13 protein-coding genes are annotated in these 12,781 nt (G+C 41.9%); 8 read left to right on the top strand and 5 right to left on the bottom strand.

The window, feature by feature from the left end; genetic code table 11:
- Positions 1-49 precede the first annotated feature (49 nt).
- Positions 50-1,387: a branched-chain amino acid transport system II carrier protein gene (brnQ, locus tag ERX40_RS03330; RefSeq protein WP_133417076.1), complete on the top strand. Its 1,338-nt coding sequence runs from the start codon at positions 50-52 to the stop codon at positions 1,385-1,387.
- A 17-nt stretch (positions 1,388-1,404) separates the two neighbouring features.
- Here the strand turns inward: brnQ and ERX40_RS03325 are convergent, their stop codons facing one another.
- Genes ERX40_RS03325 through ERX40_RS03315 form a run of 3 tightly spaced genes read right to left on the bottom strand, consistent with a single transcriptional unit; the run spans position 1,405 to position 3,541 of the window.
- Positions 1,405-2,544 carry a toxic anion resistance protein gene (locus ERX40_RS03325; RefSeq protein ID WP_208001649.1) on the bottom strand — a complete coding sequence of 380 codons (1,140 nt, stop codon included), beginning with the start codon at positions 2,542-2,544 and terminating at the stop codon, positions 1,405-1,407.
- A 2-nt stretch (positions 2,545-2,546) separates the two neighbouring features.
- A complete protein-coding gene (locus ERX40_RS03320) occupies positions 2,547-3,248 on the bottom strand; it encodes a 5-bromo-4-chloroindolyl phosphate hydrolysis family protein (protein WP_133417074.1) in 702 nt (233 codons plus the stop codon).
- Between the two features lie 26 nt (positions 3,249-3,274).
- A complete protein-coding gene (locus tag ERX40_RS03315) occupies positions 3,275-3,541 on the bottom strand; it encodes an acylphosphatase (RefSeq protein WP_133417073.1) in 267 nt (88 codons plus the stop codon).
- Positions 3,542-3,686: 145 nt separating this feature from the next.
- Between ERX40_RS03315 and ERX40_RS03310 the strand changes: the two genes are divergently transcribed.
- Positions 3,687-3,992: a DUF1033 family protein gene (locus tag ERX40_RS03310; protein ID WP_133417072.1), complete on the top strand. Its 306-nt coding sequence runs from the start codon at positions 3,687-3,689 to the stop codon at positions 3,990-3,992.
- Positions 3,993-4,154: 162 nt separating this feature from the next.
- Positions 4,155-4,355, top strand: coding sequence for a cold shock protein CspA (gene cspA, locus ERX40_RS03305; RefSeq protein ID WP_133417071.1), 201 nt, complete (start codon positions 4,155-4,157; stop codon positions 4,353-4,355).
- Positions 4,356-4,522: 167 nt separating this feature from the next.
- Here cspA and ERX40_RS03300 read toward each other — a convergent pair whose 3' ends face one another.
- Positions 4,523-6,124, bottom strand: coding sequence for an ABC-F family ATP-binding cassette domain-containing protein (locus ERX40_RS03300; RefSeq protein WP_133417070.1), 1,602 nt, complete (start codon positions 6,122-6,124; stop codon positions 4,523-4,525).
- Positions 6,125-6,237: 113 nt separating this feature from the next.
- On the opposite strand from ERX40_RS03300, the gene ERX40_RS03295 reads away from it, so the two are divergent.
- Complete coding sequence (locus ERX40_RS03295) at positions 6,238-7,107, top strand: CvfB family protein (protein ID WP_133417069.1); 870 nt, start codon at positions 6,238-6,240, stop codon at positions 7,105-7,107.
- Positions 7,108-7,246: 139 nt separating this feature from the next.
- Here the strand turns inward: ERX40_RS03295 and pepF are convergent, their stop codons facing one another.
- Positions 7,247-9,055 (bottom strand): oligoendopeptidase F, encoded by a 1,809-nt coding sequence (gene pepF / locus ERX40_RS03290; RefSeq protein WP_208001648.1) that lies wholly within the window; start codon positions 9,053-9,055, stop codon positions 7,247-7,249.
- A 111-nt stretch (positions 9,056-9,166) separates the two neighbouring features.
- Between pepF and ERX40_RS03285 the strand changes: the two genes are divergently transcribed.
- From ERX40_RS03285 to ERX40_RS03270, 4 genes are all read left to right on the top strand, one after another.
- Positions 9,167-9,529 (top strand): hypothetical protein, encoded by a 363-nt coding sequence (locus tag ERX40_RS03285; protein ID WP_243712901.1) that lies wholly within the window; start codon positions 9,167-9,169, stop codon positions 9,527-9,529.
- A gap of 104 nt (positions 9,530-9,633) precedes the next feature.
- Positions 9,634-11,229: a choice-of-anchor I family protein gene (locus ERX40_RS03280; protein ID WP_133417068.1), complete on the top strand. Its 1,596-nt coding sequence runs from the start codon at positions 9,634-9,636 to the stop codon at positions 11,227-11,229.
- Between the two features lie 57 nt (positions 11,230-11,286).
- Positions 11,287-11,823 (top strand): hypothetical protein, encoded by a 537-nt coding sequence (locus ERX40_RS03275; protein ID WP_133417067.1) that lies wholly within the window; start codon positions 11,287-11,289, stop codon positions 11,821-11,823.
- A gap of 69 nt (positions 11,824-11,892) precedes the next feature.
- Positions 11,893-12,768 (top strand): hypothetical protein, encoded by an 876-nt coding sequence (locus tag ERX40_RS03270; RefSeq protein WP_165980641.1) that lies wholly within the window; start codon positions 11,893-11,895, stop codon positions 12,766-12,768.
- The last annotated feature ends 13 nt before the right edge of the window (positions 12,769-12,781 follow it).

Here is a 12,781-nt window from a genome sequence, read left to right as displayed (position 1 = left end):
CCTTTAAAGTGTTATAATTTCAAGTAATTATTTGTAATGGAGGTTTGTTATGAACAAAAAAGTAGTAGTGGTCGGGTTCATGTTATTTGCCATATTTTTTGGGGCCGGTAACTTAATTTTCCCGCCTAAACTGGGTTTTATCAGTGGTGAGTATTTCTGGCCAGCTATCATCGGTTTTATTGTTACAGGTGTCGGGATTCCGCTTATCACTATCATTGCAGGATCGTTTGATGAAGGAGGCTATAAAGCAGCACTGAAAAACGTTCACCCTGCGTTCGGTGTTATTTTCCTTATCGCAATCTATTTAACAATCGGGCCGCTCTTTGCCATACCTCGTACAGGTGCAACGTCCTATGAGATGGCTGTTGTTCCATTTATCGGTGGCGCTTCTAAAATGTCTTTATTCATCTTTACGCTGATTTATTTCGGTATTTCTCTCTGGCTAGCTATCAACCCATCAAAAATGGTGGATAGAGTAGGCGCCATACTGACACCTGTCCTGCTGGTGTCGATTGTCCTGCTGGTCATCAGAAGTCTCTTTATATTTTCAGGACATGCGCATACGCCGACAGATACGGCTACTTTCACATCGGGTACAGGTAGCTTCTTCACAGGTTTCACGGAAGGTTATCTGACGATGGATGCCATTGCAGCAATCGCCTTCTCAGTGATCGTGCTGAATGCAATTAAAGACAAAGGATTCACAAAGGAAACAGGATTGATGAAGCCGACAATTGCAGCTGCATTAATCGCTGCAGCAGCCCTTGGTTTTATCTACCTGACACTCGGCTGGATCGGTAACCATTATCCGCTTACGGCGAATCAGTTGGCTGATATTGAGTCAAATGGACTTGATATCAGAACGTATCTTCTTACCCATATCTCCCATGACGCATTTGGTATCTACGGCAAGATACTGATCGGTCTTATCGTCACGCTGGCCTGTTTAACCACTTCAATTGGCCTGATTGTTGCCGTCAGCGAATACTTCTTTGAGATATTCCCGAGAATTCCTTATAAGGCATATGTGGTTATCTTCACAATCTTCAGCATGTTGCTGGCAAACCAAGGTCTGAATGCAGTTATCTCAAAGTCAGTGCCCGTGCTCATGATCTTATATCCAATCGGCATGACGCTGGTCTTGCTGGTGCTATTATCGAAATTCATTCCAACGCCGCGTTTAAGTTATCAGATAGCAATGGCGCTTGTTACAATCGTCGCGATTCTTTCAGTGCTTTCAAGTAAGGATGTCGGCTTACTGCACATGCCCTTCATGGATCATCTGCCGCTGAAAGCCCAGTCAATGGAATGGTTATTATTTGCACTGACAGGCTATGTATTAGGGCTGATATTCGGTGCAAGACAACCTAAGATAAAATATAATTAAAAAAAATCAAGCAAACTTTAATAGTTTGCTTGATTTTTTTCGTCCTGCAGCTGAAGGAGCTGAGTTTTGAGTTCCTGTTCCATCTTAGTCAGCTCTGCTTCTGCTGCGCGGCGTTTATTGGCCCCATCAGCCTGGATGCTGAGTGTTTCACGGATCGTTTCAACGATATTGTTCTGAGTGGTTTTAAGAGTCTCTATCTCAACGATGCCTCGCTCGTTCTCACGCGCTGTCATAATAGTATTCGTTTTCAGCATCTCAGAGTTTTTAAGCAGCAGTTCATTAGTCGTGTTAGTCACCTGCTGCTGGGCTTTAGAAGCCTTCTGCTGGTGCATAAGCGATAGGGCGATAGCCATCTGGTTCTTCCACAGCGGAATACTTGTCAGAATCGAGCTCTGTATCTTCTCAGCGAGTGTCGAGTTGACGTCCTGAATCATTCTGATCTGAGGAGCAGATTGTAATGTGATCTGACGTGACAGCTTTAAGTCATAGATACGCTTATCAAGGCGGTTGATATACTGGCGCATATCATTCAGTTCCTGGACGGCGAGCTGATCATTGGAGATGCTCGCTTTCTGCTGGAGGGCAGGGAGACTGGCATTCAGTTCGTCCCGTTTTTCTTCAGCGGCCATAATGAACATATCAAGGGCCTCGAAATAGGATCTGTTCTCCTCGTAAAGACGGTCAAGAAGGGCCACGTCCTTCATCAGTACTTCCTTCGAATGCTGAAGCTCCACCGAAATGCGGTCAATCTGGCTTGATACAGACTGGAATCTCGACATCAGCTCATTCACTGAAGCACCGACACGTTTAAAGAATCGTTTAAAAGCTGATTTTTCGGTCTGACTGAGTTCATCCGGATCGATTTCTTTCAGTTTCTTCATCAGTTTATCTAGGTTATCTCCGATTGGAGACACATCTTTATCCTGAACTTCGTTAAGAATCTGTTCAGAGAACTGGGAAAGTTTTGCCTGAGCACCCGAACCATACATCAGCAAATTCTCACTATCAAGAGGTACTATCTGGTTTTTGATCTGATTGATTTTTTCACGTTTTTCAGGTGAAATCACATCTACTGTCTGAGAAACCGGTGTTCTATCCTGTACCGTTTCTGCAAATGGATTGGCGGTCAAATCGTTGATTAAATCGTTGTTAGCCATAACTATCTATCAATCCTTTCTTCCTGTCTTTTTTTGATGACGGGCACTTTAATCAGCTCTTCTGTCTCAAGCTGTTTAGTCTCCGTCCGCTCTGCCGGTTTATTGATTTTGGCCAGATCGACTTCCACTGACAGAGCCTGAAAATCATCCGAATTGAGTGCCCGCAAGTCTGCCTGCAGTGTTCTTTTCAGTTCTTCGAGCGTAATTCTGGCAGTGTGAAGCTGATTCATCTCTTCCTTAGTCTTATGGGGCATTCTGACAAGGCGCATATAATGATCGACAAGGTTGACTGTGTTGTCTAAATGAGAGAAAAAGAAACTATCGACTTTAAAGAATTTGCTCGGCTGTTTCTGTACCGTTTTAAATATAAGGCGGGCAATCCGGTTGATTTCATTCACATTCTTAAAATCTTTGATGCTTCTGACCTTCGTATATTGCGACATCAGTGTATTGATTTTTGGTTGAGCTTCGCTAATCTGCTTTCTGACATACTTGAATTCTCTTCTTGAAAGACCCGCTTCATTCAAGTACTGCTGCGATGTAGACAGCTGTATCGGGACGTAAGCACCTAGATACGTACCCAGCATCACAAGCCAGTCCAGCCATTGGTCAAAGGCAAAGTAGGTGGTACTGATGAAACCTACAATCAAAGCGACAGGTACTGCTAAAATGGCACTCAGATAATAAGAGAGATTATATTTCATTTATTTCATTCCTTTTATAGAGATAACTAAACCTGCGTGAACTGTTTATAGTCACGATGATCCAGCGTTTCATACTCAAATGAAGTGACTTTTGCAAAAACATTAGGACCCTTCAGGATGCGTTTCATAAATTGTTCAACTGTCTGCTCATTTCCTGCTACAAAAATCTCAACAAAATCTTCCACATTCGCGACAGTTCCAGTCACATCATACTTAGCTGCAAGACTCACAGTCGCTTTTCTGAAGCCGACACCCTGAACCCTGCCGTAAATTTTATAATGTCTCGTAATCATTAGGGTCACCTCTCTATTTTTCCTTATATCAATTATATGTATTTAGTTAAGAAATTCCTAATAAATCGCATTGACAGGTCAATTACTTGAAATAATATGATAAAGCTTACATACTTATTTAGAACTAATGAAAGAAGGGATCAACATGTGGGACGTCATCATTATTCGTGCAGACTATGAAGGCTGGTGGCTTTTCGATGACTGGCACGACCATATCATACATAAGGAAAGTTATCATGACTATGAGTCATTTAAGCAAGCTTATCAATACACCCTGGCTGAAATGAAGAAACGCTTCAGTAACGAACGAATCGGGAAGTATGGAATCTATGCCTTTCATAATAATTGTGAACTGGAATACTGCGAGGAGTGTGAGGAAGATATGCAGATATTCTATAGTTTAATAGCACTGAAAGACGGAGAAATTTATTACAAACAAGTAAATTTGTAAATACTGAATTTTACAATAAATTGTATTGCATAACGATTTGGGTTATTTTATAATAATATCAATCAATAAGCATTATTTGTATATTACAAAGTAAGTAAGGCTTATTTATTTTGTAATATGCGAATAATCGCATATTGAATTTTAGTCTTGGAGGTTTCAAATATGAAACAAGGTACAGTAAAATGGTTTAACGCAGAAAAAGGATTTGGCTTCATCGAGATTGAAGGAGAAAGTGACGTATTCGTCCATTTCTCAGCAATTAACCAAGAGGGTTACAAATCTTTAGAAGAAGGCCAGGCAGTGGAATTCGAAGTTGTTGAAGGCGACCGTGGACCACAGGCGGCTAACGTTGTTAAATTATAATTAAAAATGATAAATGAACATTGATAATGAACCCCGGCATCTGCTGAGGTTCATTATTTTTATACTTTTAATTAATATAAATATATTATGTAAACTTATTAATTTATATAAATCAACATATATTTAAGGGAAATCAAAAAAATACCCTGCAGTAGCAGGGCACTTCATTATTTAAGGATACCTTGTTCTTTTAAATATTCTTCGTAAGTGATTTCTTTAGAAAGACCACCTGAGACATTTAAATCGATGACACGGTTAGCGATTGTATTGATGAATTCAAAGTCATAAGAAGTGAAGATGATTGAACCTTTGAATGCCTTCAAGCCGTCATTGACAGCAGTGATGCTCTCTAAATCCAAGTGGTTCGTCGGTTCGTCGAGTAATAAGACATTTGCTGATGACAACATCATTTTAGAGAGCATACAGCGGACTTTTTCGCCGCCAGATAAAACGGTCGCTTTCTTACGTACTTCTTCGCCTGAGAAGAGCATGCGGCCGAGGAAGCCACGCAGGAATGTCTCAGTCTGTTCCTCTGGTGGAGCATACTGGCGTAACCATTCAACAAGATCGATATTCTTACCTTCGAAGAACTCTGAGTTATCTTTAGGCAGGTAGCTCTGAGTTGTCGTAATACCCCATTTATAAGTACCTTCATCCGCTTCCATTTCACCGGCAAGGATTTTAAGTAGGGTCGTCTTGGCAATCTCTGAATCACCCACCAGTACTGCTTTGTCATTCGGATTCATGGTAAATGACACGTTATCCAGAACTTTCACACCGTCTACAGTCTTTGTAAGACCTTGAACAGAAAGGAGGTCATTACCGATTTCACGTTCAGGCTTGAAGTTGACGAAGGGATATTTACGTGAAGAAGGCTGGATATCATCCAGCTCGATTTTCTCAAGCATTTTCTTACGGCTTGTCGCCTGTTTGGACTTAGAAGCGTTCGCACTGAAACGCGCAACGAAGTCCTGTAATTCCTTGATTTTCTCTTCCTTCTTCTTGTTGGAGTCCTGGAGCATGCTCTGAGCGAGCTGGCTGGACTGATACCAGAAATCGTAATTACCGACGTAGATCTTGATCTTACCGTAATCAAGGTCAGCGATATGTGTACACACATTGTTTAAGAAGTGACGGTCATGGGAGACAACGATAACTGTATTCTCAAAGTTGATCAGGAAATCCTCAAGCCAGCTGATGGCAGGGATATCAAGACCATTGGTAGGCTCATCGAGAAGCAGGACATCAGGTTCACCGAAGATAGCCTGTGCAAGGAGGACCTTGATCTTCTGATTGTTCTCCAGCTCAGACATCTGTTTGTCATGAAGGTCTTCTTTAATACCGAGACCGGATAATAAGACTTGAGCATCTGATTCAGCTGTCCAGCCGCCCATCTCGCCGAATTCACCTTCAAGTTCGGCGGCACGCATGCCGTCCTCGTCACTGAAGTCAGGTTTCATATAGATTTCGTTCTTTTCAGTCATCACATTCCACAACTTCTCATTACCACGAAGAACGACATCAAGTACACGCTCGTCCTCGTAAGCAAAGTGATCCTGCTTCAGTACTGAAAGGCGTTCATCTTTACCTAAAGACACATTTCCTGTCTGTGAATCGAGTTCTCCTGATAAGATTTTCAGGAAAGTTGATTTCCCGGCACCATTCGCACCGATAAGACCGTAACAGTTGCCTGGTGTAAATTTAATATTAACGTCTTCAAATAATTTGCGGTCACCGAAACGAAGACTGACATTAGATACTTGTAACATAACATTCTCCTTAATATTTATTTCCGTTGAAAATTATAACATATTTTCACCCGCTTCTTATACTTTATTCTTTATGGATGTTATAATAAACAAAAAGTACTTAAGGAGTTTTTATGGAAAACAACGAACAACGATTATCAGGAAGCATCGACTTCCTTAAAGTGGCGGGTCTTGAAGGATCAACATACCGTTTACTAGGGCCTAATAATGAAGAGGTCAAATTGAATGCGTCAGAGATAGAAGAGGGCGATGAACTCGAGATCGGAGAGGATTACAGTTTCTTCGTCTACCCGGGTCGTACCGGCGACCTCTTTGCGACGCAGAATATGCCGATTATCACTTCCAATAAATATGACTGGGTGAAGGTCATCAAGAAAGATAGAGACGGTGTGACGGTGGATATCGGATTGCCGCGTGAAATCATCATCCCGTGGGAGGATCTGCCGAAGGTTAAGGAAGTCTGGCCGGAGAACGGGGATGAACTCTTCTGTACGCTACGTGTCGACCGTAACGACCAGATTTATGCGCGTCTGGCATCAGAGACAATGGTGACGTCACTCTATACGCCTGCTAAAGAGGAGCTCCTGCATACAACGATTGAAGCTTATCCGTATCGCTTGCTGAAAATCGGTACTTTTCTGCTCTCCAAGGAAGGCTATAAGATTTTTGTCCACGAGAGTGAGCGTAAAGAAGAACCGAGACTCGGTGAGAAGGTTGAAGTTCGTATTATCGGTCACAAGGAGAACGGAGAATTAAATGGCTCATTCCTGCCTCTTGCTCATGCACGGATGGATGATGACAGCGAGATGATTCTTGCCATGCTGGATGAGTATAACGGAGAATTGCCATTCTCAGACAAATCAGATCCAGAAGCAATCAGGGAAATCTTTAAGATGAGTAAGGGCAGCTTCAAACGTGCTATCGGAAAGCTTTATAAAGAAAAAAGAATTTCAATCGAAATGGATAAAATCAAAAAAATATAATCAGGACCCTCACTTTTCCATCGTGAGGGATTCTTTTTATATAGGTGTTTTTAGTAATAATGATAAGTATTTAAATTATAAGTTTACTTATTAAAAGGCAGAATAAAAAGAACCCATCCAATGATGAGTTCTGTAATTACTATTCATCGATTTCTGCTGTCAGCTGTTCAAGTTCATCGACGAGAGAACCAATAAAAGTAATGGTTTCTTTTAAGGCTGCATCAGTTGTGAGATCTATACCGGCCATTTTTGCAAGTTCCACAGGTGGTTTAGAACCACCAGCTTTCAGAACTTCAATCCAGTCATTGACAGCAGGGTGACCTTCTTCTTTGATGCGCTTAGACATCAGAGTCGCTATCGTCAGACCGGCTGAATAGGTATAAGGGTAGAGTCCCATATAATAATGAGGCTGACGCATCCATGTCAGTTCTGCGCCTTCAGTGATGTCAACAGCATCACCCCAGAAATCAGATATCACTTTCTTCTTGATATCGTTGAGCAGTGCCGCTGTCAGATTTTCACCGGCATCGACCTGGTTATAGACTTCACGCTGATACGCCGCTTCCAGTAAATGGGTGACGAAGTTATGATAATACGTGCGTGAGATGATCGATGCAATGACCCAGCGTTTGAACCTAGGGTCGTCTGATTCCTGCAGCAGATAATTCGCCATCAGCATCTCATTCATTGTGCTCGGTGCCTCCACGAAATAGAGCGAGCTCTCTGCGTCAAAGATATTCTGATTTTTATTCGCTAAATTGAAGTGGCCCGCATGACCTAATTCATGTGCCAGAACAAATACTTCCGTCATCTTGGATGTCCATGAAATCAGAATGAACGGGTTAGTGGAGTAAGGACTTGCACAGAAGGCCCCAGTCGATTTCCCTTTATTCTGGACGAAATCAATATAACGGTTGTTATAGGCATCATCAATCAGCTGCATATAATCGTCACCCATTACAGAGAGGGCCTTCTCGATATACTCCTGGGACTCCTCAACTGTGATATGCGGTTCAAACGACTCATCCAGTGAGATCTTAAGGTCCTCAAACCTCATCGTTTCAAGGTGATTCGTTTTCTGCAGAAGCTTCGCATAACGGCGCATATGCGGTGCAAGTTCTGTCATGATCAAGTCAATCTGTCTATTATACAATTCACGTGAAACTTCCTGTCTATCAAGCAGAAAGTCAATGACAGAATCATAGCCGCGTAGTTTCGATTCCGTCTTTTCCTGCTGGACGACCATATCATAAGTCTTTGCAGTCGTATTTTCGTATTTTTTAAGTGTATCTGAAAACTTTCTGAAGGCATTGCGACGCATCTCGGTATCGGCATCGACTTCCAGTTCGCCTTCAAATGAGACGTAGTTCATCGGAATATCTTGACCATGTGCTTCAAATGTGCCGAAGTCGATATCCAGCATTTTTGTTGCATCATACAGACCATAAGGTGCATGGAATGTAGAAGAGAAAGCAGCAAGTGCTTTTTCCACCTCAGGATGCAGCTGATGAGGCTTCCGTTTGACGAGTTTCTCTAAATAACGTTTAAACTGCTTGGATTTATTCTTGATTTCTTCCAGTTTCTCTGCGTCGAGTGCTAATAGCTCTGAGTCAATAAATGACAGGTTACTTGCGATATCGCCGTAAGCAGAGCTGAATTTACCATATAGCTTCTGTGATTCCGCATTCGTCTGATCTACACTTAAGTTCAGGCTTGCGTAATTGCCCAGTCGGTCCAGCCTTTCACTGAGAGCTGCATAGTCTTCCAGCATCGCTTCAACAGTCTCTGAGTCTGTCAGAGTTCCCTTATACTGCTGATTGAATGCCTTGACTTCCGCACCTGTTTTCTCGAGGCTGTCATAGAAGGCCTCATTGCTTTCAAATAGGGGGGTCAAATCCCAGGTTTCTTCGATGTTGACTTCACTTCTTAATGTTGACACTATTTCCATCTCCTCTCTGTCTAATTACTATTATAACGGTCATAAACAGTGAAGCAAATTGTTTATCATATGAATTACGGGTATAGATAAAGGATTATATTTTTAGGAGGTGTATTAATATTGCTATTAGCTGACATCAGTTATATGGAAATTCCGAACTTTCTGCTGATTTCAATCGTCAGTATGCTGCTGTTATCCATGATTTTCGGTTTGCTGACTAGTCGTTTTATACTGGCACCCGTACTGACGTTTGTCTTACTGGCAATCGCAGCCTTTATTCTGCCGAACTTCTTTGACATCACTTATCAGCCGCTTCTCGGATATGCGACTTTCCTGGCAGTGATTTCTCTTATTCTCAGCATTCTGTTCTGGTACCTGACCCGTGACCGACGGAGACAGAAGAAAATACGTCGCGAAGCAGAACTGCAGCGCGAAGGATTTGAAAACACTTATAACAGAAGAGAGAAGAACAACCCATTTTAAGACATGCCCGCATGTCTTTTTTTAACGCAAAATTTACGCTATAGACATTTATCCTTTACAACCCCCCTATAAACTGAAGTAAATACACTATTGGAGGTTGAGTAATGAATAAGTTTATCAGAGTATGGGCAACAGGTTCACTTGCCGCTTTATTGATGGCTCCTTATGCAGATGCAGCCACAGTTTTAAATACTAACAGCGACAGTGATATCAAAGTGACGCAATTAGCTCGTTACGATTCACAAACAGAATTCGGCGAAAGCGGCACTGAGATTGTCGCCTATGATAAGAAATACAAGCGCGCCTATTCCATCAACGGTGCCCTGAACGCACTCGATATCCTGGATGCTTCAAAGTTGACTAGAGGAAAGCTTCCACTGATTAAACGTGTCTCGCTAAAGGACTTCGATGCACTGGGTTCAGATATCACAAGTGTCGCCGTCCATCCTCAGCACAGATATATCGGAGTCAGTGTGGCGGCAGCGAATAAGACCGATAATGGCCATGTTGTCTTCCTGTCCATGAATGGCCAGTTCAAGGGTCAGGTTGAAGTAGGGGCACTGCCTGATATGCTGACCTTCACACCTGATGGCAGGCATCTAGTGGTCGCCAATGAAGGGGAACCTAATGACGACTATACGGTCAATCCGGAAGGGTCTGTCTCTGTTATCCGGACGAAACCAAATGGGCGTATCAAGCAGTCTGATGTGACGACCACATACTTTGACCGCTCGATGATCGGCAGCGACGTCCGTGACTTAGGCCGCACTGCAGAAGAAAGCTTCCGTAATCTTGAGCCAGAATATATCACAGTTGACAATAATATTGCTTACATTACGATCCAGGAGCGCAACGCGGTCGCGACCTACAATATCAAGAAGAAAAAATTCATCTCTGTCAAGGGGCTGGGGTTCAAGGACTATCATCAGACAACAATCGATGTCTCTGATAAAGACGACAAGATCAATATGAAGAACTACCCGTTATTCGGCATGTATCAGCCGGACGGTATCAGCCATCTGAACTACAGAGGCCATGTCTATCTCTTGACAGCAAACGAAGGCGATACACAGGATTATAAAGGGTTCAGTGAAGAGACACGTGTCGCTGATATCGCTGAAAAATACAAGACGACAAGTGAATACTTCAACGGATTCGATTCATCTGTCCTAAAGGATAAGAAAGCACTGGGGCGGCTGAAGACATCGACGAGCAACCCCTTTACAAACGCAGACGGCTCTTTTGACGCAGTTGTGACATTCGGGGGACGTTCGTTCTCTGTTATTGAAGCGGATTCAATGAAACAGGTCTATGACAGCGGTGACGACTTCGAAAGAATCACTTCAGAAGCATTCCCTGATGCGTTCAACAGCCAGCAGGAAGAACCGGGCAAGATTGAATTCGACAGTCGGAGTGATGATAAAGGACCGGAACCGGAGTCGGTGACAGTCGGTAAGGTCGGCAGACATCAGTATGCATTCATCGGCCTGGAACGGACAGGGGGTATCGTGGTCTATAACATGGATAACCCGACAAAACCGGTCTTTGACACATACTTCAAATCACAGGACAATAAGGATATTTCACCTGAAGGACTGACCTTTATCCCGGAAGAACAATCACCGACTCAGAAGCCGCTGCTGCTGGCAAGTCATGAGATGTCAGGAACTATCGCAGTCTATGAATTTACAGGCGAGTAATCATATCTTATCAGAAGCCTCCTTGCTACAATATGTAGTAGGGAGGTTTTAACGTATATGAGATATAAGAAGATGAGGGGTAAGAAGCGGAAAATCAGTCATCAGTTACGAGCCATGAGACAGCAACTCGGTCTGATATCTGAAGGCACACAGTATATCTATGTCCCGCAAGTTGCAGCTGTAGTTGATGAGCATTTAGATGAATCTCTTAAATATCAGCTACTTGATGAGACTTTCCGCCTTGTGAGGAGTATAAGTAACGGACATCAATTATATATCATTGATGAGAGAAGATTGATGAACAGCCATATTATGCTATCTATCACAGAAGAACTGATGGTGCCTGCTTTTCTTGAGAAGACAGGCGGTCCAAAACCGCATTATATCAAGCAGCTGGAAGATAAATATAATCTGGAATTTGACCTTTATAGACATGTTCAGTCTATAAGCAAAGAAAATCTGGCCCACCTTGACTTGGAAGAACATAAGAATTATCAGGTGATGCCATCCGAGAGTGACATCATCAGGCTGGAAGAGAAGAAGCCGACATTATGGCTAAGCCTTAAAAAAAGATCAATAATTAGAACTGTATGAATAACAAATAGGTCAAATGCTATTCTTTATTTTCTGAATATTTAGTATAATAGTCATAATTGTTCTATTATGATTTCTTCTGAAGAGGGTGGGCATTTGAAAGAAGTTCTTAAAATGATGATTAATGTATTGGTATTATTTTTCATAGCGTGTCTTCCATCATTATTTCATTCTCAACATTTTAGCTTTAATGGTTACTTGGCTGCTATGAAGGAGACTATAAGAAATCTGTCACATCCTAATCAGATTGTATTCATCAATCAAAAATCTGGTGTTGAACATAGTCTTTTCCCGTTTATTATCGGCCCATGGTTTAATACACTTTCTATTTTATTTTCTGCTATTATCATTTCCTTTATTCTTTCGCTTTTCTTAGTCTCTTTGATGTACAAATATCAATACTTTGAGAAAATAATCGTTGTTATGAACAATATTCTCAGTATTATACCTGACGTCTTTTATGTGCCGGTTTCTATCACGATTGTGATACTTATTTATCAGTATACGGGTACACTGCTTTTCGCTATTGCTTCAAGTCAGAGCTCCAAGGCCTTTATTTTCCCTGTATTAGTATTATTGGTTATTCCATTAGTCAACAGCATCACCTTACTGAAAAAGTTGATAGATGAGGAGAGAGCAAGTGCTTATGTCGAGTTAGCCAGATCAAAAGGGTTGAATGAATTTGAGGTATTTTCCTATCACATCATACGCAATCTGATGATCGGCTACCTGATTAATATGAAACAGATAGTCTGGATTACGTTGTCCAGTCTTCTGTTCCTGGAAAGAGTGATGAATATAATGGGTGTATCCGTCTTTATATTTGAATATAATTCACCGATTGTACTTTTTATCACCTTTTTATTGCTCTATATTCCCATTGCGCTTTTATTCAGGTTGACTCAATTTACTGTGCATCAAGTAACCGGCAGGGGAATGGTATGATGAAAAAAGTCTA

This window comes from Macrococcus carouselicus, assembly GCF_004359515.1.
GTDB classification, from domain to species: domain Bacteria; phylum Bacillota; class Bacilli; order Staphylococcales; family Staphylococcaceae; genus Macrococcus; species Macrococcus carouselicus.
This window is presented reverse-complemented; position numbering and strand designations above follow the sequence as displayed.

Bases quoted from the DNA above. Each gene is read 5' to 3' on its own strand.
- ERX40_RS03325 (WP_208001649.1), bottom strand. From the start codon at position 2,544: ATGGCTAACAACGATTTAATCAACGATTTGACCGCCAATCCATTTGCA.
- ERX40_RS03310 (WP_133417072.1), top strand. From the start codon at position 3,687: ATGTGGGACGTCATCATTATTCGTGCAGACTATGAAGGCTGGTGGCTT.
- ERX40_RS03275 (WP_133417067.1), top strand. From the start codon at position 11,287: ATGAGATATAAGAAGATGAGGGGTAAGAAGCGGAAAATCAGTCATCAG.
- brnQ (WP_133417076.1), top strand. From the start codon at position 50: ATGAACAAAAAAGTAGTAGTGGTCGGGTTCATGTTATTTGCCATATTT.
- ERX40_RS03280 (WP_133417068.1), top strand. From the start codon at position 9,634: ATGAATAAGTTTATCAGAGTATGGGCAACAGGTTCACTTGCCGCTTTA.
- ERX40_RS03300 (WP_133417070.1), bottom strand. From the start codon at position 6,124: ATGTTACAAGTATCTAATGTCAGTCTTCGTTTCGGTGACCGCAAATTA.
- ERX40_RS03295 (WP_133417069.1), top strand. From the start codon at position 6,238: ATGGAAAACAACGAACAACGATTATCAGGAAGCATCGACTTCCTTAAA.
- cspA (WP_133417071.1), top strand. From the start codon at position 4,155: ATGAAACAAGGTACAGTAAAATGGTTTAACGCAGAAAAAGGATTTGGC.
- ERX40_RS03315 (WP_133417073.1), bottom strand. From the start codon at position 3,541: ATGATTACGAGACATTATAAAATTTACGGCAGGGTTCAGGGTGTCGGC.
- pepF (WP_208001648.1), bottom strand. From the start codon at position 9,055: ATGGAAATAGTGTCAACATTAAGAAGTGAAGTCAACATCGAAGAAACC.
- ERX40_RS03270 (WP_165980641.1), top strand. From the start codon at position 11,893: ATGATTTCTTCTGAAGAGGGTGGGCATTTGAAAGAAGTTCTTAAAATG.
- ERX40_RS03320 (WP_133417074.1), bottom strand. From the start codon at position 3,248: ATGAAATATAATCTCTCTTATTATCTGAGTGCCATTTTAGCAGTACCT.